The 21,794-nt window shown below is 65.6% G+C and carries 19 protein-coding genes; 6 read left to right on the top strand and 13 right to left on the bottom strand.

The window, feature by feature from the left end; translation table 11 throughout:
- Positions 1 to 95: 95 nt before the first annotated feature.
- Positions 96 to 1,946 (bottom strand): dihydroxy-acid dehydratase, encoded by a 1,851-nt coding sequence (ilvD, locus tag QZ994_RS07215; protein ID WP_290870277.1) that lies wholly within the window; start codon positions 1,944 to 1,946, stop codon positions 96 to 98.
- Between the two features lie 80 nt (positions 1,947 to 2,026).
- On the bottom strand, positions 2,027 to 2,287 hold the full coding sequence (locus QZ994_RS07210; protein WP_290870274.1) for a TIGR04438 family Trp-rich protein: 261 nt from the start codon (positions 2,285 to 2,287) through the stop codon (positions 2,027 to 2,029).
- 116 nt (positions 2,288 to 2,403) lie between these two features.
- On the opposite strand from QZ994_RS07210, the gene QZ994_RS07205 reads away from it, so the two are divergent.
- A complete protein-coding gene (locus tag QZ994_RS07205) occupies positions 2,404 to 2,718 on the top strand; it encodes a c-type cytochrome (protein ID WP_290870271.1) in 315 nt (104 codons plus the stop codon).
- A gap of 135 nt (positions 2,719 to 2,853) precedes the next feature.
- On the opposite strand, the gene QZ994_RS07200 is transcribed toward QZ994_RS07205, so the two are convergent.
- The 4 genes from QZ994_RS07200 to acs form a co-directional block, all read right to left on the bottom strand.
- Positions 2,854 to 4,683, bottom strand: a complete 1,830-nt coding sequence (locus tag QZ994_RS07200; protein WP_290870268.1) for an MFS transporter — start codon at positions 4,681 to 4,683, stop codon at positions 2,854 to 2,856.
- Between the two features lie 205 nt (positions 4,684 to 4,888).
- Positions 4,889 to 6,703: a cation acetate symporter gene (locus QZ994_RS07195; protein WP_290870265.1), complete on the bottom strand. Its 1,815-nt coding sequence runs from the start codon at positions 6,701 to 6,703 to the stop codon at positions 4,889 to 4,891.
- Complete coding sequence (locus QZ994_RS07190; RefSeq protein ID WP_290870262.1) at positions 6,703 to 7,011, bottom strand: DUF485 domain-containing protein; 309 nt, start codon at positions 7,009 to 7,011, stop codon at positions 6,703 to 6,705. The genes QZ994_RS07195 and QZ994_RS07190 overlap by 1 nt, the downstream gene beginning before the upstream one ends.
- Before the next feature lie 316 nt (positions 7,012 to 7,327).
- Positions 7,328 to 9,301 (bottom strand): acetate--CoA ligase, encoded by a 1,974-nt coding sequence (gene acs, locus QZ994_RS07185; RefSeq protein ID WP_290870259.1) that lies wholly within the window; start codon positions 9,299 to 9,301, stop codon positions 7,328 to 7,330.
- A gap of 151 nt (positions 9,302 to 9,452) precedes the next feature.
- On the opposite strand from acs, the gene QZ994_RS07180 reads away from it, so the two are divergent.
- From QZ994_RS07180 to truD, 5 genes are all read left to right on the top strand, one after another.
- Entirely contained in the window at positions 9,453 to 10,058 is a 606-nt protein-coding gene (locus QZ994_RS07180) for a TIGR00645 family protein (RefSeq protein ID WP_290870256.1), read from the top strand.
- Between the two features lie 18 nt (positions 10,059 to 10,076).
- The gene (locus QZ994_RS07175; RefSeq protein ID WP_290870253.1) at positions 10,077 to 10,616 is read left to right on the top strand and encodes a DUF2062 domain-containing protein; all 540 of its coding nucleotides are present in this window, start codon (positions 10,077 to 10,079) and stop codon (positions 10,614 to 10,616) included.
- 100 nt (positions 10,617 to 10,716) lie between these two features.
- Positions 10,717 to 12,243: a fumarate hydratase gene (locus QZ994_RS07170; protein WP_290870250.1), complete on the top strand. Its 1,527-nt coding sequence runs from the start codon at positions 10,717 to 10,719 to the stop codon at positions 12,241 to 12,243.
- Between the two features lie 89 nt (positions 12,244 to 12,332).
- A complete protein-coding gene (locus QZ994_RS07165) occupies positions 12,333 to 13,418 on the top strand; it encodes an MBL fold metallo-hydrolase (protein ID WP_290870248.1) in 1,086 nt (361 codons plus the stop codon).
- A 128-nt stretch (positions 13,419 to 13,546) separates the two neighbouring features.
- Positions 13,547 to 14,566 carry a tRNA pseudouridine(13) synthase TruD gene (gene truD, locus QZ994_RS07160; RefSeq protein WP_290870245.1) on the top strand — a complete coding sequence of 340 codons (1,020 nt, stop codon included), beginning with the start codon at positions 13,547 to 13,549 and terminating at the stop codon, positions 14,564 to 14,566.
- Positions 14,567 to 14,578: 12 nt separating this feature from the next.
- Here truD and QZ994_RS07155 read toward each other — a convergent pair whose 3' ends face one another.
- The 7 genes from QZ994_RS07155 to QZ994_RS07125 all read right to left on the bottom strand — a co-directional run.
- A complete protein-coding gene (locus QZ994_RS07155; protein WP_290870242.1) occupies positions 14,579 to 15,520 on the bottom strand; it encodes a PEP-CTERM sorting domain-containing protein in 942 nt (313 codons plus the stop codon).
- Between the two features lie 177 nt (positions 15,521 to 15,697).
- A complete protein-coding gene (gene clpB / locus QZ994_RS07150) occupies positions 15,698 to 18,295 on the bottom strand; it encodes an ATP-dependent chaperone ClpB (protein WP_290870240.1) in 2,598 nt (865 codons plus the stop codon).
- Between the two features lie 131 nt (positions 18,296 to 18,426).
- Positions 18,427 to 19,593 carry a GGDEF domain-containing protein gene (locus QZ994_RS07145; protein WP_290870237.1) on the bottom strand — a complete coding sequence of 389 codons (1,167 nt, stop codon included), beginning with the start codon at positions 19,591 to 19,593 and terminating at the stop codon, positions 18,427 to 18,429.
- A gap of 67 nt (positions 19,594 to 19,660) precedes the next feature.
- Positions 19,661 to 20,044, bottom strand: a complete 384-nt coding sequence (gene crcB, locus QZ994_RS07140; RefSeq protein ID WP_290870235.1) for a fluoride efflux transporter CrcB — start codon at positions 20,042 to 20,044, stop codon at positions 19,661 to 19,663.
- The gene (locus QZ994_RS07135) at positions 20,041 to 20,622 is read right to left on the bottom strand and encodes a molybdenum cofactor biosynthesis protein MoaE (protein ID WP_290870294.1); all 582 of its coding nucleotides are present in this window, start codon (positions 20,620 to 20,622) and stop codon (positions 20,041 to 20,043) included. The genes crcB and QZ994_RS07135 overlap by 4 nt, the downstream gene beginning before the upstream one ends.
- Positions 20,623 to 20,653: 31 nt before the next feature.
- Positions 20,654 to 20,917: a MoaD/ThiS family protein gene (locus QZ994_RS07130; RefSeq protein WP_290870233.1), complete on the bottom strand. Its 264-nt coding sequence runs from the start codon at positions 20,915 to 20,917 to the stop codon at positions 20,654 to 20,656.
- Positions 20,918 to 20,938: 21 nt separating this feature from the next.
- Positions 20,939 to 21,794, bottom strand: an 856-nt coding sequence (locus tag QZ994_RS07125; protein ID WP_290870230.1) for a molybdopterin molybdotransferase MoeA, incomplete at its 5' end; no start/stop codon positions are given.

The following is a 21,794-nucleotide window of genomic DNA, read 5'->3' as shown; positions in this document are numbered from 1 at the left end:
AGGGGGGGCGCCCCCCACCCCACATCCGCATGCCACAGCGATGGCACATGAAAAAAGGGCCCGAGGGCCCTTTTTGCTGGTGAGGTCGAGATCGGTCAGCGCTTGATCTGGGAAAGATCACGCACCGCACCAGTGTCGGCCGAGGTGGTCAACAGGGCGTAGGCCTGCAACGCAGCCGAGACGTAGCGCTCGCGCTTGGCCGGCTTCCAGGCCTGCTCACCCTTGGCTTCCATGGCTGCGCGGCGTGCGGCCAGCTCGGTGTCGCTGATGGCCAGGTGGATGCGGCGATTCGGGATGTCGATCTCGATGCTGTCACCGTCTTCAACCAGGGCGATGGCGCCGCCTTGGGCCGCTTCAGGCGAAGCGTGGCCGATGGACAGGCCCGACGTGCCGCCAGAGAAGCGGCCGTCTGTCAGCAAGGCGCACTGCTTGCCCAGACCACGGCTCTTCAGGTACGACGTGGGGTAGAGCATCTCCTGCATGCCGGGACCGCCCTTGGGGCCTTCGTAGCGGATGATGACAACGTCACCGGCCTGCACCACCTCGCCCAGGATGCCTTCCACGGCGTCGTCCTGGCTTTCGAAGACACGGGCCTTGCCGGTGAACTTCCAGATGGATTCGTCGACACCCGCCGTCTTGACGATGCAGCCCTTCTCGGCGATGTTGCCGTAGAGCACGGCCAGGCCGCCGTCGGCGGTGAAGGCGTGTTCCTTGGCGCGGATCACACCCTTGGCACGATCGAGGTCCAGCGCCTTCCAGCGGCTGTCTTGCGAGAAGGCCACTTGCGTGGGGACGCCACCGGGTGCGGCCTTGAAGAAGGTGTGCACGGCCTCGTCCTGCGTGACGGCAACGTCCCACTGGGCGATGGCGTCGGCCATGGTCGGTGTGTGCACGGTGGGCACATCGGTGTGCAGCAGGCCGCCACGGGCGAGTTCACCCAGGATGGCGAAGATGCCGCCTGCACGGTGCACGTCTTCGATGTGCACATCGGGCACGGCCGGGGCCACCTTGCTCAGGCAGGGCACGCGGCGCGAGATGCGGTCGATGTCCTGCATGGTGAAGTTCACGCCACCTTCCTTGGCCGCTGCCAGAAGATGCAGCACGGTGTTGGTGGAGCCGCCCATGGCCACGTCAAGGCTGATGGCGTTCTCGAACGCCTTGAAGTTGGCGATGTTGCGCGGCAGGGCCGACTCGTCGCCTTCTTCGTAATAGCGCTTGGCCAGTGCCACGATGGAGCGGCCTGCCTGGCGGAAGAGCTTTTCGCGGTCGGCATGGGTCGCCAGGGTGGTGCCGTTGCCGGGCAGGGACAGGCCCAGGGCCTCGGTCAGGCAGTTCATGGAGTTGGCCGTGAACATGCCCGAGCAGGAACCGCAGGTCGGGCAGGCAGAGCGCTCGACCTGGGCCACTTCTTCATCGGAGCAAGACTTGTCGGCGGCCTTGACCATGGCGTCCACCAGGTCAAGGGCGATGACCTTGCCTTCGATCTTGGCCTTGCCGGCTTCCATCGGGCCACCGGAAACGAAGATGACGGGGATGTTCAGGCGCAGCGCGGCCATCAGCATGCCCGGGGTGATCTTGTCGCAGTTGGAGATGCACACCAGCGCATCGGCCGTGTGGGCATTGACCATGTACTCGACGCTGTCGGCGATCAGGTCGCGCGAGGGCAGCGAGTACAGCATGCCACCGTGGCCCATGGCGATGCCGTCGTCGACCGCGATGGTGTTGAATTCCTTGGCGACACCGCCTGCGGCCTCGATTTCACGGGCCACCAGTTGCCCCAGGTCCTTCAGGTGCACGTGACCGGGCACGAACTGCGTGAAGCTGTTGGCGATGGCGATGATCGGCTTCTCGAAGTCGCCGTCCTTCATGCCTGTGGCACGCCACAAGGCGCGTGCACCTGCCATGTTGCGACCGGCGGTGGAGGTGCGGGAACGGTACTGGGGCATGAGCGGGACTCCGGGGTGGGGTGTTTTTGTGAGAACCCGCGATTTTATCCCCTGGGGCTTCCCATGGGGCAATGCGGGCTTCAGCGCTTGCGGCGACGAGGGTCTTGCAGGCCGAGGGCGTCCAGGCTTTTCTGGCGCCGGGCTTCGCGTTTGGCGTCCATCTTGGCCATGGCCTTGCGCTGGGTCCAGCCGCTCAGATCGGCCCAGCCCCACCAGGCCATCGCCAGGCCAAATGGCGCCAGCATGAGCCACCACTTGTCGGCCCAGGTCCATTCACCGACGGGGCCGATGCCCGCGATGTTCATGACCAGCATGAGCACTCCGACCGCCACAAACCACATGATCAGAACTCCTGCACCCATTGGTGCAAATCGGGACACACAAGGTCAACCCAAAACAGGGCGAAACGTTTATAAATCTGGCTCTACTTTAGTTCACAGACCAAGAAAGGACGCCCATGACATTCCTGCCCTCGCTGATCGCTGCCGCGGCCCTCACCGTGGCCGCCGCCACGCCCGCAATGGCCAACCTCGAACTGGCCCAGAAGAAGTCCTGCCTGGCCTGCCATGGCGTGGACCAGAAGGTCATTGGCCCCGGCTACAAGGATGTGGCCAAGAAATACAAGGGCGAAAAGGGTGCTGAAGCCAAGCTGGTCGAAAAGGTGCTGAAGGGCGGCGCTGGCGCCTGGGGCCCGGTGGCCATGCCGGCCAACCCGCAAGTGAACGAAGCCGAAGCCAAGGAACTGGTCCAGTGGATCCTGTCCCTCAAGTGAGGCGGCATGACATGAAGTGAGGCGACCGAACCGACTCTCGCTTCGGCCCCTCCCCTGCCCGCACGGCCCCTCTCGCCGCGCAGGCACAAAAAAAGCCCCGCTCTTGCGGGGCTTTTTCATGGGCGCCAGGGCACATCAGTCGCCGGCGTAGATGTCGACGTCCTTGGTTTCCTTCACGAAGAGCAGACCGATCACGAAGGTGGCCAGGGCCACGATGATCGGGTACCACAGGCCGTTGTAGATGTTGCCGGTCTGGGCCACGATGGCGAAGGCCGTTGTGGGCAGCAGGCCGCCAAACCAGCCGTTGCCGATGTGGTACGGCAGGCTCATCGAGGTGTAACGGATGCGGGTCGGGAACATCTCGACCAGCATGGCCGCTATCGGGCCATACACCGCGGTCACGTAAAGCACCAGCAGGGTCAGGATGGCAATGATCAACGGCTTGTTCAACTTGGCCGGATCGGCCTTGGCCGGGTAGCCCGCGGCCTTCAGCGCACCGTTGACGGCCTTCTTGAACTGGCCATCGATCACCTTGGCTGCGGCAGCCTTGGGGTCCTTGTCGAAGGCGGCCAGGTTGCCCTTGGCTTCCTTGAGGCCCTTTTCGGCGTCCTTCAGCTTGGTGGCGTCACCCGAGGCCTGGGCCTCTTCCAGCTTCTTGGCCGCGCCGTCGATGGCCTTGGTGGCCGCTTCCTTGGCGGCCGGCACATCGGCGTCGGTGACCTTGGTGGGCGAGTAAGCCTGGATCACGGTGTCACCCACCTTGATGAAGGCGGTGGTCCCGGCTGCACCGGCCACGTTCTCGTAGTTGACCGAGTTCGCGGCCAGCAACTGCTTGGCGATGTCGCAAGAGCTGGTGAACTTGGCCGTGCCCGTGGGGTTGAACTGGAAGGAGCACTCGCTGTTGTCGGCGGTCAGGGTGACGGGCGCGGTGGCCTGGGCTTTGGCCAGGTCGGGGTTGGCGGCTTCGGTCAGGGCCTTGAACAGCGGGAAGTAGGTCAGGGCTGCGACCAGGCAACCGCCAAGGATGATGGGCTTGCGGCCGATCTTGTCGGACAGGGTGCCGAAAACCACGAAGAACGGGGTGCCGATCAGCAGGGAGATGGCCACCAGGATGTTGGCGGTGGCGCCATCGACCTTCAGGGCCTGGGTCAGGAAGAACAGGGCATAGAACTGACCGGTGTACCAGACGACGGCCTGACCAGCAACCAGCCCCACCAGGGCCAGGATCACGATCTTGAGGTTCTTCCACTGACCAAAAGACTCGGACAGCGGCGCCTTGGAGGTCTTGCCTTCGGCCTTCATCTTCTTGAAGGCGGGCGATTCGTTCATGCTCAGACGGATCCACACGCTGATGGCGAGCAGGGCAATCGAAACGATGAACGGAACGCGCCATCCCCATTCCTGGAAGGCGTCCTCACCGATCACGGTGCGGGTGCCCAGGATGACCAGCAGCGACAGGAACAGGCCCAGTGTGGCCGTGGTCTGGATCCAGGCGGTGTAGGCGCCCCGGCGACCATGGGGCGCATGCTCGGCCACGTAGGTGGCGGCGCCACCGTATTCACCGCCCAGCGCCAGGCCCTGAAGCAGGCGCAGGACGATCAGGATGACCGGCGCCGCCGCGCCAATGGCGGCATAGTTGGGCAGGATGCCCACGATGAAAGTGGAGGCGCCCATCAGCAGGATGGTGACCAGGAAGGTGTATTTGCGACCGATCATGTCGCCGAGGCGACCAAACACCAGGGCTCCGAATGGGCGCACGATGAAGCCCGCCGCAAAGGCCAGCAAGGCAAAAATGAAGGCCGAGGTGGGATCCAGCCCGGCGAAGAACTGCTTCGCGATGATGGCCGCCAGCGAGCCATACAGGTAGAAGTCATACCATTCGAAAACGGTGCCCAGACTGGAGGCAAAGATGACTTTCTTTTCCTCCGCCGTCATGGGCGCACTGTGGACACTGGTGGTTGCCATGTGAAAGCTCCTTGTCGTAGCGATAAACAGAGCACACGGGTGATGCACTCACCCCCTTAATCTAGGGGATCGTGTATCCAAACGTGATGGGGGCGACCCTGATATATGTGCTTGTTTTTGCACAGCGGCCCCCCCTCATATTCACGGACACAAAAAAAGGCCGACATAACCGTCGGCCTTTTTGCTGGATAACCCTGGGTGCTTATCAGTGGCCCGATGGGCCCTCGGCGCCATAACCGGTTTCAGAGCGAACCTGCTGGGCTTCGAAAGCGGCCCGTTCGGACTGGGCCTGCTCGCTGTTGTCCAGCAAGGAGAACAGCCAGACGCCCACAAAACCGATGGTCATCGAGAACAGCGCGGGCGAGCTGTAGGGGAACCAGGCCGAGCCGGCCGGATGACCGAGGGTGACTTCCCAGACCGAGGGCGAAGCCACGGTCAGGCCCACCGACGACACCAGCCCCAGGAAGCCGCCAATCACGGCCCCCTTGGTGGTGCACCCCTTCCACATCATCGAGAGGAAAAGCACGGGGAAGTTGGCCGAAGCGGCGATGGCGAAGGCCAGTGAGACCATGAAGGCGATGTTCTGCTTCTCGAACGCGATGCCCAGGACCACGGCCACCACGCCCAGCGTGGCGGTGGTGATGCGAGAGACGCGCAGTTCGGAGGCGCTGTCGGCCTGGCCCTTTTTCAGCACGGTGGCGTAGATGTCATGCGAGACGGCCGAGGCGCCCGAGAGCGTCAGGCCGGCCACGACGGCCAGGATGGTGGCAAACGCCACGGCCGAGATGAAGCCGTAGAACACGTTGCCGCCCACGGCCTTGGCCACCAGCACCGCCGCCATGTTGGCCGTGCCGGCACCGCCCTTGATGATGCCCTTGACCGGGTCTGCAAACTCGGGGTTGGTCAGGACCAGGGTGATGGCGCCAAAGCCAATGATGAAGATCAGCACGTAGAAGTAGCCGATCCAGGTCGTGGCCCAGAACACAGACTTGCGGGCCTGCTTGGCGTCCGGCACGGTGAAGAAGCGCATGAGGATGTGGGGCAGACCGGCGGTGCCGAACATCAGGGCCATGCCGAAGCTGATGGCCGAGATCGGATCCTTGATGAAGCCCCCCGGGCCCATGATGGCCTGGCCGATCTTGGCCGGGTCCATGGCTTCGGCCTTGGCCAGTGCCGCGGCGGCGCTGGCTGCGGCTTCAGGCGAACTGGCTGCGGCCGCCGAGGCTGCGGCCGCAGCGAGGGCCGCCTCCTTGGCGTTGGCGGCGATGGCCGCCTTCACGGCCACCCCCTTGGCGAAGAGGGCTTCGGGCGAGAAGCCGAACTGCGCCAGCACCATGAAGGCCATGAAGGTGACGCCCGCCAGCAGCAGGCAGGCCTTGATGATCTGCACCCAGGTGGTGGCGGTCATGCCACCGAAGAGCACGTAGACCATCATCAGCACGCCGACGATGACCACGGCCATCCAGTACTCCAGGCCGAACAGCAGCTTGATCAGCTGCCCCGCCCCGACCATCTGCGCGATCAGGTAGAAGGCCACGACCACCAGGGTGCCCGAGGCCGCAAAGGCACGGATCGGCGCCGGCTTGAAGCGGTAGCCGGCCACGTCGGCAAAGGTGAACTTGCCCAGGTTGCGCAGGCGCTCGGCCATCAGGAAGGTGATCACGGGCCAGCCCACGAGGAAGCCGATCGAGTAGATCAGACCGTCGTAGCCGTTGGCCATGACCGCGGCAGAAATGCCCAGGAAGGACGCGGCCGACATGTAGTCGCCCGCAATCGCCAGACCGTTCTGGAAGCCGGTGATGCCGCCACCGCCGGTGTAGAAATCGGCGGCAGAGCGCGTCTTGGCGGCGGCCCATTTGGTGATGTAGAGGGTGCCGGCCACGAAGACGGCGAACATGGTGATGGCCGTCCAGTTGGTGGCCTGCTTGGCCGACTGGCCCAGGTCCGCACCGGCGGCGAAAGCGCCACCCGCCGCCATCAAGGCGAGCGTGGCGAAGAGGATTTGTTTGCTGCGGGACATCACTTGGCCTGGCCTTTCAGAATGTCGGCGGTCAGCGCGTCGAACTCGGTGTTCGCGCGACGCACATAGATCCCGGTGATCACCACCGTGAAAACGATCACACCCAAACCCAGCGGCACACCGATGGTGGTCACGCCGTCGCCCAGGCGTTGCGCCAGAAAAGACTTGTTGAAGGCAATCAGGGAGATGAAACCGTAATAGACGATCAGCATCAAAACCGCGAGAAACCAGCCAAATCGACTGCGCTTGGACTTGAGCTCCTGGTACTTTGGGTTATCTCTGATTCGGGCAATGGATGAATCGGTCACTTCATTCTCCTGGTCGATCGGAATCGACGCGGTTGGCGGACACATACGTGCAAGCGGGCTTGCGACATACCTCGAAAACAATGCAGGTGCAGAGCGTCCCAAATGGCGCACCAGAAAAAGGGTTTCGCGAACAAAACCTGTCCTCGGCGCGCAGGCCCAAACTGGCCGGCATACCCTTTCGAATATGCGCGCCAAAGGTCCGGGCGGGCAAGACACCACCTTGACCCGCGTCAAGAAACGGGGTCAGGAAGTCGGTGGTGGGGAGGTGGCCCGCTGACCGGCCCTGCACGGCCAGTCAGCGGGAAGCCGGGCCAGATCAGTTGCTCTGGGCCAGCTGGTCGAGGATGGCCGGGTTTTCCAGGGTGCTGGTGTCCTGGGTCACGGCATCACCCTTGGCGATCACGCGCAGCAGGCGGCGCATGATCTTGCCCGAGCGGGTCTTGGGCAGGTTGTCGCCAAAGCGGATGTCCTTGGGCTTGGCGATGGGGCCGATTTCGGTGCCCACATGGTTGCGCAGCACGGTGGCGAGCTGCTTGGCCTCGTCGCCGGTCGGGCGCGAACGCTTGAGCACCACGAAAGCGCAGATGGCTTCGCCAGTGAGGTCGTCCGGGCGGCCCACGACGGCGGCTTCGGCCACCAGGGGATGCGACACCAGGGCCGATTCGATTTCCATCGTGCCCATGCGGTGACCCGAGACGTTCAGCACGTCGTCGATGCGACCGGTGATGGTGAAGTAGCCGGTTTCGGCGTCACGGATGGCACCGTCGCCCGCCAAGTAGTACTTGCCGTTGTAATCCGCGGGGTAGTAGCTCTTCTTGAAGCGCTCGGGGTCGTTCCAGATCGTGCGGATCATCGACGGCCAGGGCTTGCGCACCACGAGCACACCACCTTGGCCCCAAGGCACTTCCTTGCCGGTTTCATCGACCACGGCAGCATCGATGCCCGGGAACGGCAGCGTGCACGAACCCGGCGTCAGGGCGTGGGCGCCGGGCAGCGGGGTGATCATGTGGCCGCCGGTTTCGGTCTGCCAGAAGGTGTCGACGATGGGGCACTTGCCAGCACCGATTTCGCGGTGGTACCACTCCCAGGCAGCAGGGTTGATGGGCTCGCCCACCGTGCCCAGCAGGCGCAGGCTGGTGAGGTTGAACTGGCGGGGGTGCACGTCGGCGTTGGTCTCGGCGGCCTTGATCAGGGCGCGGATGGCCGTGGGTGCGGTGTAGAAGATCGAGACCTTGTGCGCCTCAATCATGCGCCAGAAGCGGGCGGCGTCAGGATAGGTGGGCACGCCTTCGAACACCACCTGGGTGCCGCCGCAGGACAGCGGGCCGTAGGTCACGTAGGTGTGGCCGGTGACCCAGCCGATGTCGGCGGTGCACCAGAAGACATCATCGGGACGCAGATCGAAGGTCCACTGGGTGGTCAGGGTGGCATGCAGCAGGTAGCCGCCGGTGCTGTGCTGCACGCCCTTGGGCTTGCCGGTCGAGCCCGAGGTGTAAAGAAGGAAGAGCGGATGCTCGGCGCTGACCCACTCGGGGGCGCAGACATCGGATTCCTTGGCGCAGACGTCTTCCAGCCAGGCGTCGCGGCCTTCCACAAAGGGGATGCTGCCACCGGTGCGGCGCACGACCAGCACCTGCTTGACGCTGTCGCAACCGCCCAGGGCGATGGCCTCGTCGACGATGGCCTTCAAGGGCAGGTTCTTGCCGCCGCGCTTTTGCTCGTCGGCGGTGATGACCAGCACGGCGCCGGCGTCTTCGATGCGGTCACGCAGCGACTGGGCCGAGAAGCCACCGAACACGACCGAGTGCGTGGCACCGATGCGGGCGCAGGCCTGCATGGCGATGACACCGTCAACCGACATCGGGAGGTACAGCACGACGCGGTCGCCCTTCTGGACACCCTGGGTCTTGAGCGCATTGGCCAGGCGGGAGACGCGGCCGAGCAGTTCCTTGTAAGTGACCTTGGTGACGATGCCGTCGTCGGACTCGAAGATGATGGCGACCTTGTCGCCCAGACCGGCCTCGACATGGCGGTCCAGGCAGTTGTAGGAAGCGTTCAGTTCGCCGTCTTCAAACCACTTGAAGAAAGGCGCCTGGCTTTCGTCCAGCGACTTGGTGAAGGGCTTGTGCCAGGTCAGCAGGTCGCGGGCGTGCTTGGCCCAGTAGCCGGGGTAGTCGGCCTGGGCGCTGGCCACCAGTTCGTCGTAAGCCGCGCGGCTGCCGATGCGAGCCTGGCTCGCAAATTCAGCAGGGACGGGGTAAAGGGTAGCGGGCTGGGTGGTGCCGGACATATCGTGAGCTCCTGGAAACCTGCGCGGATCGCGCCTTCAAGTGATGGACTCTTTCGCTGCTATCCCATGTTGCTCGCATGAGTAGCCTTGCATTCCCTAAACCATGCGCCTGTCTCTACAATTTGATGCTCCGTACTATCCCTGCTCCAAAGTGACACAGCCGTCAACCCCCCGACAAAAGCCTGGGTTCCTCCCTGGTGTGATCTTCGCCAGCCGTTGGCTTCAGCTGCCGCTTTACCTCGGCCTGATCCTGGCGCAGGCGGTGTATGTGTTCCATTTCTGGGTGGAGCTGGTGCACCTGGTCGAAGCCGCCTTTGGCAACCAGGCCGCCCTCCAGGCGATCTATGAGGCCTCCGGGCAACACGGCGAGGGTGCCCCCACCCACCTGACCGAAACCACCATCATGCTGGTGGTGCTGGGCCTGATCGACGTGGTGATGATCTCCAACCTGCTGATCATGGTGATCGTGGGGGGCTACGAGACCTTCGTGTCGCGCATGAACCTCGATGGCCACCCCGACCAGCCGGAATGGCTGGACCACGTGAACGCCTCGGTGCTCAAGGTGAAGCTGGCCACGGCCATCATCGGCATCAGCTCGATCCACCTGCTCAAGACCTTCATCAACGCCGAAAACTACTCGGACAAGGTGCTGATCGCGCAAACGGTGATCCACATTGCCTTCCTGTTCTCGGCCATGGCCATTGCCTACACCGACCGCCTGCTGCACCATCCTGCAGCGGACCAGCCCCCGCACTGACACGCCCCGCCCCAGCCCATGAAACACACGCTGCGCAAGTCCCACACCGTGGTGAAACGCCAGGCCCGAAAAGGCTGGGCCAGCGTGCGGCGGCAGACGCCGGGCAAGGACGACATCCTTGCCTCGCCCTGGCTGGGGCCCGCCCGGCCCTACCTGCAGGACGAACGTCTGTGGAGCCTGGATCGGCCCTGCGTGGCCCGCGGTGTGGCCATGGGGCTCTTCATGGGCCTGCTGATGCCGGTGGCACAGATCGTGTTCGCGGTGGCCGGTTCGGTGGCGGTGCGCGGCAACGTGCCCATCAGCGCAGCCTGTACCCTGGTGACCAACCCGCTCACCGTGCCCCCGATCTACTACGCGGCCTACCAGTTGGGCGAAACCGTGCTGCCCGAGACCCTGGACCTGGGCTGGCTGATGGTGAACGCCACGCACTGGCTGGCCCGCAGCCTGAACTGGGCCGTGACCCACGGCACCCCACTGATGACCGGTCTGCTGCTGATGGCCACGACCAGCGCCCTGCTGGGTTTCATCGGGGTCACCCTGCTCTGGAAAAAGCGCTGAACCCGGCCTTGCTGCCGGAGGCCACAGTCCTTGGCACAATGGCGGTTTCGAGACATTGCCCCATCCTCCAACGTTCCCCCGCCCCACGAAGGCCCATGCCATGACGACCATTCGCCACGACGACCTCGTTGAAAGCGTCGCAGCCGCGCTGCAGTACATCTCGTACTACCACCCGGCTGACTACATCGCCCACCTGGCCCGCGCCTACGAGCGCGAAGAGAGCGCCGCCGCCAAGGACGCCATCGCGCAGATCCTGACGAACTCGCGCATGTGTGCCGAAGGCAAGCGCCCCATCTGCCAGGACACCGGCATCGTCAACGTCTTCCTGAAGATCGGGATGGGCGTGAAGTGGGAAGGCTTCGGCGCCCGCAGCATCCAGGACGCCGTGGACGAAGGCGTGCGCCGCGGCTACAACAACCCGGACAACAAGCTGCGCGCCTCGGTGCTCTCCGACCCGATCTTCGAGCGCAAGAACACCAAGGACAACACCCCTGCCGTGGTCTTCATGGAGCTGGTACCGGGTGACAAGGTCGACGTGACCGTGGCCGCCAAGGGTGGCGGCTCGGAGAACAAGTCCAAGGTCTACATGCTGAACCCGTCGGACAACATCGTTGACTGGGTGCTGAAGACCGTGCCGACCATGGGCGCCGGCTGGTGCCCGCCTGGCATGCTGGGCATTGGCGTGGGCGGCACGGCCGAGAAGGCCGCGCTGCTGGCCAAGGAATCGTTGATGGACGACATCGACATGTACGAGCTGCTGGAGCGTGGCCCCCAGAACAAGCTGGAAGAGCTGCGCATCGAGCTGTACGAGAAGGTCAACGCCCTGGGCATTGGCGCCCAAGGCCTGGGTGGCCTGACCACCGTGCTGGACGTCAAGATCAAGACCTACCCGACCCACGCAGCCTCCAAGCCCATCGCCATGATCCCGAACTGCGCGGCCACCCGCCACGCCCACTTCGTGATGGACGGCAGTGGCCCGGTCTACCTCGACCCGCCGAGCCTGGACCTGTGGCCCAACGTGCACTGGGCGCCGGACTACAACAAGTCCAAGCGCATCGACCTCAACACCCTGACCAAGGAAGAAGTCGCCAGTTGGACGCCCGGCCAGACCCTGCTGCTCAACGGCAAGATGCTGACCGGCCGCGATGCCGCGCACAAGCGCATCGCCGACATGCTGGCCAAGGGCGAAAAACTGCCCGTGGACTTCACCAACCGCGTGATCTATTACGTGGGCCCGGTGGACCCGGTGCGCGAGGAAGTGGTCGGCCCGGCCGGCCCCACCACCGCCACCCGCATGGACAAGTTCACCGACATGATGCTGGAGAAGACCGGCCTGATCTCGATGATCGGCAAGGCCGAGCGTGGCCCCGTCGCCATCGAATCCATCAAGCGCCACAAGTCGGCCTACCTGATGGCCGTGGGCGGCTCGGCCTACCTGGTCTCCAAGGCCATCAAGGGTGCCAAGGTCGTGGGTTTTGAAGACCTCGGCATGGAAGCCATCTACGAGTTCGACGTGGTCGACATGCCCGTGACCGTGGCCGTGGACAGCGGCGGCACCAGCGCCCACATCGAAGGGCCGAAGCTGTGGCAGGCCAAGATCGGCAAGATCCCGGTCAGCGTGGCCTGATGCATGCTGCGTGACACCCCGCTGAGCTGAATGCCCCAGCCCCGACGGCCCCGAGCCGATCGGGGCTTTTTCTTGGCCCGACCGCCCCCATGAAGAACCCGCACTACAACCCGCTCAAGCCCCATCACCGGCCAGACGGCTTCCAGAACACCTACCAGTCCTTCCGCGGCAAGCGCTGGCACGAACTGTTGCGGTGGCGCTGGCAAGCCTGGCGCCAAGGGCACCCCAAGGCGCCCAGCAGGCCGATCCCCGTGGTGGCGCCCGAGCTGGACTTCGTGCACGCCAACGCCCGGGCAGGCCTCGGGATGCAGCCAGCGGCGACCTGGATCGGGCACATCACCGTGCTGGCGCAGATCGGGGGACTCAACATCCTGACGGACCCGGTGTTCTCGGAACGCTGCGCGCCAGTGCAATGGGCCGGCCCCAGGCGGCACACGCCACCCGGGCTGACCTTGGCGCAGCTGCCTCGCATCGATGTGGTGCTGCTCTCGCACAACCACTACGATCACATGGACGAGGCCTCGCTCGTGGCCCTGGGCCAGCAAGCCGGCGGGCCGCCGCTGTTCATCATGCCGCTGGGGCACAAGGCCTGGTTTGCCCGGCGGGGCATCCACCACGTGGTCGAACTGGACTGGTGGGACACCCATGTGCTGGAGGCCCACACGCTGGGCCCGGCCCACGCTCGCATCCCTGTGACACTGACCCCGGCCCAGCACTGGTCTGCGCGCACCCCCACCGACGCCCTGCGCAGCCTCTGGGGCGGCTTCGCGGTGCAATCGCCCGATTGCCATCTGTTTTTCGCTGGTGATACCGCCTATTCAAAGGACTTTGTCGACATCCGGCAGCACTTTGCGCGCAGCCACACGCCCGAGCTGGGCGGCGGCTTCGACCTCGCCTTGCTGCCGATTGGCGCTTACGAGCCGCGCTGGTTCATGAAGGACCAGCACGTGAACCCCGAAGAGGCCGTGCAGATCTTCCACGACCTGGGTTGCAAGCAGGCCATGGCCGTGCACTGGGGCTGCTTCCAGCTGACCGATGAGCCACTGGACGAGCCGCCTCGCGCCCTGGCACGGGCTCTGAAAGCTGCGGGCACGGCACCGGAGCGGTTTGCCGTGCTGGCCGTGGGAGAGACGATGCGGGTGCAGGCAAGAGGTGGAGCCATCGACGGGGCCTGATCGGCGGCCAGGGTGCCGCTTGCCTGAGCGTGCCAAAGCGCGCAGGTAGAGGAGAATCACGCCCCGGACCGCCCCCCGATCGAACAGGCAGCCTGTCGCGGTCTGCATCGGGGGACCTCAGACCTCCCATGACCGACGCTTCTTACACAACCCTGCCGCAGTGGCCCAACGCTTACCCGGCCAGCGGGGGCACCGCCACCCTGAAAAGCCTCAATGAGGATTTCATCGTGACCGAGCTGCCACTGCAGTGGCCCTCCGGTGAGGGTGAACACATCTGGCTGGACGTCGAGAAGAACGGGGCCAACACCGCCTTCGTCGCCCAGCAACTGGCCGAGGCCGCCGGCGTGCAGGAACGGGATGTGGGTTACGCCGGCCTGAAAGACCGCTGGGCCATCACCCGTCAATGGTTCAGCATCTATTTCCCAAAGGGCGAGACACCCGACCTGACCCAGCTTCAGCACCCTGAATTCAAGGTGCTGAGCCAAAGCCGCCACGTGAAAAAACTGCGTCCGGGTGACCTGCAGGGCAACCGGTTCCGCATCGTGCTGCGCGACGTGAGCGGCGACCGCGATGCGATCGAGGCCAACCTCCAGGCCGTGGCCTCCCAAGGTGTGCCCAACTACTTCGGCGCGCAGCGCTTCGGCTTTGATGGCGGCAACGTCGAACAGGGTCGGGCCATGCTGGCGCGCGAGATCCGCGTGCGCAACCCGAAGAAAAAAGGCATCTACCTGTCGGCGGTGCGCTCCTTCGTTTTCAACGAGGTGCTGGCGCTGCGCATCCAGCAAGGGCTGTGGGGCCAAAGCCTGACTGGTGACGTGATGGACGAAGCCGGCAGGCCCACCGGGCCCCTGTGGGGGCGAGGCCGCGTGAGCACCACCGAACAGGCGCAGGCCCTTGAAAACGGCGTGGCCGCACGCCACGCCACCTTGTGCGACGGCATGGAGCACGCCGGACTCGACCAAGACCGCCGCGCCCTGGTGGCCTGCCCCACGGAGATGTCGTGGGACTGGCCGCAAGCGGATCAGCTGGCCATCACCTTCTCCCTGCCAGCCGGGAACTACGCCACCTCCGTGCTGGCCGAGATCCTGCACACCACCGAGCCCGACCGGCACACCGAGGCCGAGATCGAGCCCCAAGCGGCAGAATGAGGCCCGTGGTGGTCAAGCGGTGCGGCGACGACGCATCACGCCACCCACGAACACCAGGCCAGCGAGGGCCAAGGCCAGGCTGTCGGGCTCCGGCACCGGTGCAGCGGGAAGCTGCGCGGGCAAGGCGCCTGCGGTGCCCGAGCCGGAAACGCTGACGCCCAGGCTGAAATAGGCCGACTGGGTCACGTTCGTGGTGTTGGCAAACACGGCGTAGAACGAACGGCTCTCGCTCAGGGACTGCTCGAAAGCCGGGCTGACAACGGTGGTGTAGATGGGATGGTTGTACCAATCGGGATAGGAAAAATCGTAGCCGCTGTAGCTGAGGTAGCTGTATTCCCCGCGCGCCTGGGCCGAGGTCGACAGGTTGTTGCTGGAACTGCCGCTGACCGAACCGGCAGGGGTCGAGAACGAGTAGCTCAGGCTCATCCATGACGAGGCACTGGCGCTTTCGCTCGGCGAGCAGCCCCAGTAATAGGATGAGGCACAGGCGCTGGGGTTGCTGGCCGAAGCCGAAACCAGGGCGTCAGCGGTGATGATGAGCACCGAGTTGGCCGCCAGGGTCAGGGTGCCGTAGTAGCCGTACCCGTTGATGCTCGCGCTGTAGGAACCCGGGCCGGTGGCTGCACCTTCTACCGTCAAGGCGGTCTTGCCTGCCTGGATGCTGGCAGAGACCGTGTCGAGTTCACCAGAGACGGACTTGTTGTAGGTGGTCAGCCCGGCACGACTGTGGTTGTAGTTCTCGCTGGAACCCGAGGCGTAATCGTTGAGGTTGTAGTACATCGAGCCAGGCAGGCCGCTGAGGCTGTAGCTGCTCAGTACCCCATCGGTGGGCGTCAGGTCGTAGACCTGGTACTTGAGGTTGCTGATCGAGGCAGAAGACTGCGAGGCAGCCGAGGCCCATGAAGCAGACAGACTGAGCACGCACAGCAGCGCGGCATGGCAAACAGGACGCATGGTTTCACTCCCTTGTGAACGGACGGAAAGGACGGGAGCCGACGTTACAACCATGTCGCCACAGAAATGAAGCAAGCACACCCTTGTTCGGAGGAGGCCATTCAGCCGATGACGAAAACCCCAAGCAAACAGGGGCTCATTTCGTGAGCCCCTGTTCTTGACGACGACGCTAGCGCGTCAGTGAACCGTGCGCGCGAAGCTGAAATCGCCCTTGTCGTCGACCTCGACCGGGATCACATCCTTGGGTCCGAACAGGCCTTGAAGGATGAGCTTGGCGACAGGGTTCTCGATGCGCTGCTGGATGGCACGCTTGAGCGGTCGGGCGCCAAAAGCCGGGTCGAAGCCAACCTTGGCCAGTTCGGCCAGCGCCGCAGGCGAGACCTCCAGCTTCATGTCCATCTGGGCCAGGCGCCCCTCCAGCCCCTTGAGCTGGATCTTCGCGATGCTGGCGATGTTGGCCTGGTCCAGCGCGTGGAACACCACCACCTCGTCGATGCGGTTGAGGAACTCGGGGCGGAAGTGCGCCTTGACGTCCTCCCACACGGCCTCCTTGATGTCCTCATAGGGCTCGCCCACCATCTGCATGATGTTTTGCGAGCCGAGGTTGGAGGTCATCACGATGACGGTGTTCTTGAAGTCCACCGTGCGGCCCTGGCCATCGGTCAGGCGCCCATCGTCCAGCACCTGCAGCAGCACGTTGAAGACGTCGGGGTGGGCCTTTTCCACCTCGTCCAGCAGCACCACGCTGTAGGGCTTGCGGCGCACGGCCTCGGTCAGGGTGCCGCCTTCGTCATAGCCCACGTAGCCCGGGGGCGCACCGATGAGGCGGCTCACCGAGTGCTTCTCCATGAACTCGCTCATGTCGATGCGGATGAGGTGGTCTTCGCTGTCGAAGAGGAAGCCGGCCAGGGCCTTGCACAGCTCGGTCTTGCCGACCCCGGTCGGGCCGAGGAAGAGAAAGGAGCCGTACGGGCGGTTCGGATCGGACAGGCCTGCACGTGAACGGCGGATGGCGTCGGACACGGCCGAGATGGCCTCCTGCTGCCCGACCACACGCTCGTGCAGGCGGTCTTCCATGGCCAGCAGCTTGTCGCGCTCGCCCTGCATCAGCTTGCTCACCGGGATGCCCGTGGCCCGGGCCACCACCTCGGCGATCTCTTCCACGCCCACCTGCGTGCGCAGCAGCGTGGGCTTGCCGGAGGCGCCGCCCTTCTTGGCGTTTTCCTTGTCCTGGGCTTCCTTGAGGCGCTTTTCGAGTTCGGGCAGCTTGCCGTACTGCAACTCGGCCACCTTGTTGAAGTCGCCCTTGCGCTTGAGCTCCTCGATCTGGAAGCGGATTTTGTCGATCTCCTCCTTGACCGTGGCAGAGCCCTGGGCCTGGGCCTTCTCGGCCTTCCAGATTTCCTCGAGGTCGGCGTATTCGCGCGCCAGCTTGGTGATCTCCTCTTCGATCAGGCCCAGGCGCTTGATGGAGGCCTCGTCCTTCTCGCGCTTGACGGCCTCACGCTCGATCTTGAGCTGGATGACGCGGCGGTCCAGACGGTCCAGCGCCTCGGGCTTGGAGTCGATCTCGATCTTGACCTTGGCCGCGGCCTCGTCGATCAGGTCGATGGCCTTGTCGGGCAGGAAGCGGTCGGTGATGTAGCGGTTGGAGAGCTCGGCCGCGGCCACGATGGCCGGGTCGGTGATCTCGACGCCATGGTGCACCTCGTACTTCTCCTGCAGGCCGCGCAGGATGGCGATGGTGGCCTCCACGGTCGGTTCGCCCACGAGGATCTTCTGGAAGCGGCGTTCCAGGGCGGCGTCCTTCTCGATGTACTTGCGGTATTCGTCCAGCGTGGTGGCGCCGATGCAGTGCAGCTCGCCGCGCGCCAGGGCGGGCTTGAGCATGTTGCCTGCGTCCATGGCGCCATCGGCCTTGCCGGCCCCCACCATGGTGTGCAGTTCATCGATGAAGACGATGGTCTGGCCTTCGTCCTTGGCCACTTCCTTCAACACGCCCTTGAGGCGCTCTTCGAAATCACCCCGGTACTTGGCACCGGCCAGCAGCGCAGCCATGTCGAGCACCAGCACGCGCTTGTTCTTGAGCGAATCCGGCACCTCGCCGGCCACGATGCGCTGGGCCAAGCCTTCCACAATCGCGGTCTTGCCCACGCCGGGCTCGCCGATCAGCACGGGGTTGTTCTTGCTGCGGCGCTGCAGCACCTGGATGGCACGGCGGATTTCCTCGTCGCGGCCGATCACCGGGTCAAGCTTGCCGGAGCGGGCGCGCTCGGTGAGGTCCAGCGTGTACTTCTTGAGGTTTTCGCGCTGGCCTTCGGCCTCGGGGCTGTCGACCTTCTGATCGCCGCGCACCAGCTTCACGGCCGCCTCCAGCGACTTGCGAGACATGCCGTGGTCGCGGGCCAGGATGGCGGTGTCGCCCTTGTGGTCGGCCAAGGCGAGCAGGAACATCTCGCTGGCGATGTAGGGGTCGCCCTGTTTGTGGGCTTCTTTCTCGGCGCCCTGCAGCAGGCTGACGGTGTCGCGCCCGGCCTGGACCTGCTCGGCACCCTGCACCTGGGGCAGCTTGTCGATCTGCTTCTCCAGGGCGGCGGCCAGCGGGGCCACCTTGACGCCCGCCTTTTCCAACAGGGCCTTGGGGCCATCGTCCTGGCGCAACATGGCCAGCAGGATGTGGGCCGGTTCGATGTAGGGGTTCTCGCGTGTGACAGCCAGGCTCTGGGCGTCGGTCAGCGCTTCCTGAAACTTGGTGGTGAGTTTGTCGAGTCGCATGTGCACTCCTGAGGCCCCGGAGATCGGCGCCGATTGCACTGGGACATGGGGGGCGCCAGCCGCATTTCAAGGCCGTGGCCCCGGCCTCGGACGCCGCAAGAGGCCTTTGGCTTGATTTGGCTTGAGGCAGATCAAGCCGCTTCGGCCACCACGCGGTTGCGGCCCTCGGCCTTGGCGCGGTAGAGCAGCGCATCGGCACGGGAGAGGTCGTCTTCCAGCGTGCTGCCGGGCCCGTGGTAACTCACGCCGATGCTCACCGTGATCGGGATGGGGCCACTGCGGCTCTCACAGGGCGATCGGGCCACGGTGTCGCGCAGGCGCTCGGCGACCTTGAGCGCCTCGTCACGCTGGCGCACGGGCAGCAGCACGGTGAACTCTTCGCCGCCATAACGGGCCAGCAGCGCATCCACACGCAGGTTGTCGCGCAGGGTCTGGGTGAGATGGCGCAGCACGTCATCGCCCACCAGGTGGCCATGGCGATCGTTGATGGCCTTGAAGTGGTCGGCATCGACCATGAGCACCGCGATGTCGCGGGGCTGGCGCTGCTGCTGCGCCAGCATGCGCTCGCCCAGTTCACGCAAGCCGCGGCGCGACAGCGCACCCGTGAGGTCGTCGGACAGGGCCCGGGCCCGCAGTTGCTGGTTGAGGCGCTCATTGATGATGGCGAACACGACCGACGCCACCGACAAGGGCAACAGGGCCAGCATCAGGCAGCACCAGGGCAGCAACCAGTCCGGCAGGTGCAGCCAGTAGGGCGCGTAGGGCCCCGGCACCGTGAGCACATGCCAGGACATGCTCACCCAGATGAAGGCCGAGCCCGACGCAGCCAGCAGAAGACTGGCCTCGCTGCGCGTGATTTGCGGCCCCCTCAGGATGAACCAGCCCTGCTCGCCAGCCAGGGCCACGCTGGTCAACGCGAACACGAAGCCGATGGCCTGCACATAGCGCTCGGGGGTCGACCAGGCGGCAGCAAACAAGACCAGGCCCACCAGCAGGGTGAGCACCAGCCCGAGCCGCGGTGGCGTTCGTCGGCCATTGAGCTGGCGAAAGGCCCAGGCCAGCAGGGCCACGCCCATGCCGGAGAGGCCGATGGCGACCTTCAGCAAATCGGGCTGCCAGGGCTCAGGCCCGAAATGCATCAAGAAGAGCCCGGACATGCAGGCAAAGGCCCAGCGATAGAGCGTCAGAGCCTGGCGAACGCGGGGCTGGTCGGTGCGCACGAGCGACATCAGGCCCAGGCCCACCAGGGAGCCTGCACCCGCCACCGCGTAACAGGAAAAGGGATCAACGTGCCACATGCCACCGACCGAAGGGAAGCCTGTCGGTCTTATCGGCAGATGGAATGAAGGCTTGAGCGCGCGGTGTTCAGCCCCAGCAGTGACGGGCCAGGCGTGCCCCCAGGGCCGCGCAGGCCAGGGCGCCCAGCACGTGGGTCAGGGTGTGGGCCAAGGCCAGCTCGAAGCGGCCTCTCTCCAGCAAGGAGAGGGATTCGGCCGAAAAGCTGGAGAAAGTGGTGAAGCCACCCAGCCCACCGGTGACCAGCAGCAGGCGCCAGGCCTCGTTGGGCCAGCGACCGAAGTAAACGTAGGCCACGCCCGCCAGCAAGCCCCCCAAGGCATTGACGGCCAAGGTGCCCATGGGGAAACCGGCCCACATCGGGTTGAGCCACAGGCCCAGCCCCCAGCGGCCCAGGGCCCCCATCACGGCGCCCAGGGCCACGGCGCCCCCTTGCAGCCAGACGGCGCTCATGCGCCCTCCCCCGTCGGCAAGGCAGGGGGATGGCCCGGTGCGCGCCCCCATCGGGCCGCGGCCTGGTCATCGCTCTGGCGGGCGTCCACCCAGCGGCCTCCTTCGGCCGAGATTTCCTTCTTCCAGAACGGCGCCTGGGTCTTGAGCCAGTCCATCAGGAACTCGCAGCTGGCAAAGGCCTCGCCGCGGTGGGCCGCGCTCACGGCCACCAGCACGATCTGATCCCCCAGGGCCAGGGGGCCCACGCGGTGGATCACCCGCACCCCGCGCACGCTGGGGAAACGCGCCCGCGCCGCCACGATCAGGGTGGCGATGCTGCGCTCGGTCATGCCAGGGTAGTGCTCCAGTTCCATCACGGGCTGCCCCCGCTCGGTCTCACCCTGCGCGGATGCCGACGCCAGGGCACCGTCGGACAGCGCCCACTCGCGCACTGTGCCCACGAAACTGGCCACGGCGCCCACACCCAGGTCGCCTGCGCGCAAGGCGGCCACCTCAGCGGAGAGGTCGAAGTCGGCCGGACCCACGCGCACGCAGGCCAGGGCCTGGTTCAGCGCCTCGGCTGCAGGGTCGGCGTACATGGGGTGCTCGGTCATGCGGTCGCGCCTGCGCTCAGCCACCGGTCACCGGCGGGAAAAAGGCCACCTCGGCGCCATCGTGCAGGGTCGCCTCGGGGGCGCACAGGGTCTGGTCCAGGGCCATGCGCAGGGCCTTGTCGCTGGCCAGGGCCTCGGCGTGCGCCGGCGTGAGGCCGATCAGGTGGGCGCGCAAGGCCCCCACGGTGGCAGGGGCCGAAGCCTCGTCCACGAAAACCAGGGCCTCACCGGAGCCCAGTTGCTCCCGAACGGCGGCGAAATATCGAACATCAATGCGCATGGTCGTGATCTTCGCAGATGGTCAGGCCTGCCGCGCGGCCGCCGCGGGCTGCAGCAACTCGGGCAGGGGCAACCAGGGCAAGAGGTCGCCGGGCTGCACGGTCTGCCCGGGAGCGAGGTCCACCAGGCCTTCGGCCCAGGCCGCCGAACTCAGCACGCCCGAGCCCTGGTGCGGATGCAGCCTCAGGTGGCCAGCTTCGTCCAGGCGGGCGCGCAGGAACTCGCGGCGCTTGTCGGCCTTGGGCCAGTGGAAGGCCGCCGGGACCCCCATGGCCCGGGGCAGGTGCCAGCCCTCGCCCGCCAGCCAACCCAGCACAGGCCGCGCCAGCATCAGGAAGGTGACATAGCTGGCCACCGGGTTGCCCGGCAGGCCCATGTACAGCGCGTGGCTGCCATCGGCACGGCGCAAGCGACCGAACACAAAGGGCTTGCCCGGCTTGATCGCCAGGGCCCAGAAGGCCAGCTCGCCCTCGGCCTCGACGGCTGCGCGCAGGTGGTCCTCCTCCCCCACCGAGACCCCACCACTGGTGACGATGAGGTCGTGGTGCTCGGCCGCCGCGCGCAAGGCGGCCCGGGTGGCGGCCAGGTCGTCGGGGACGATGCCCAGGTCGCTGACGCGCGCACCACACCCTTGGGCCAGCCCCACCAGGGTGTGGCGGTTGCTGTTGTAGATGGCGCCGGGCGGCAAAGGCTGACCGGGCATGACCAGCTCGCTGCCGGTGGTCAGCACACCCAGGCGCGGGCGGGCGAACACCCGCAACCGGGCCGCCCCCACCGAGGCGGCCACACCCAGGCCGGCGGCCGTGAGGCGCACACCGGCCGAGAGCACGGTCTGCCCCTCGGCGATGTCTTCACCGCGCAGGCGGATGTTCTGACCG

This window comes from Aquabacterium sp., assembly GCF_021768455.1.
GTDB lineage: Bacteria > Pseudomonadota > Gammaproteobacteria > Burkholderiales > Burkholderiaceae_C > Aquabacterium.
This window is presented reverse-complemented; position numbering and strand designations above follow the sequence as displayed.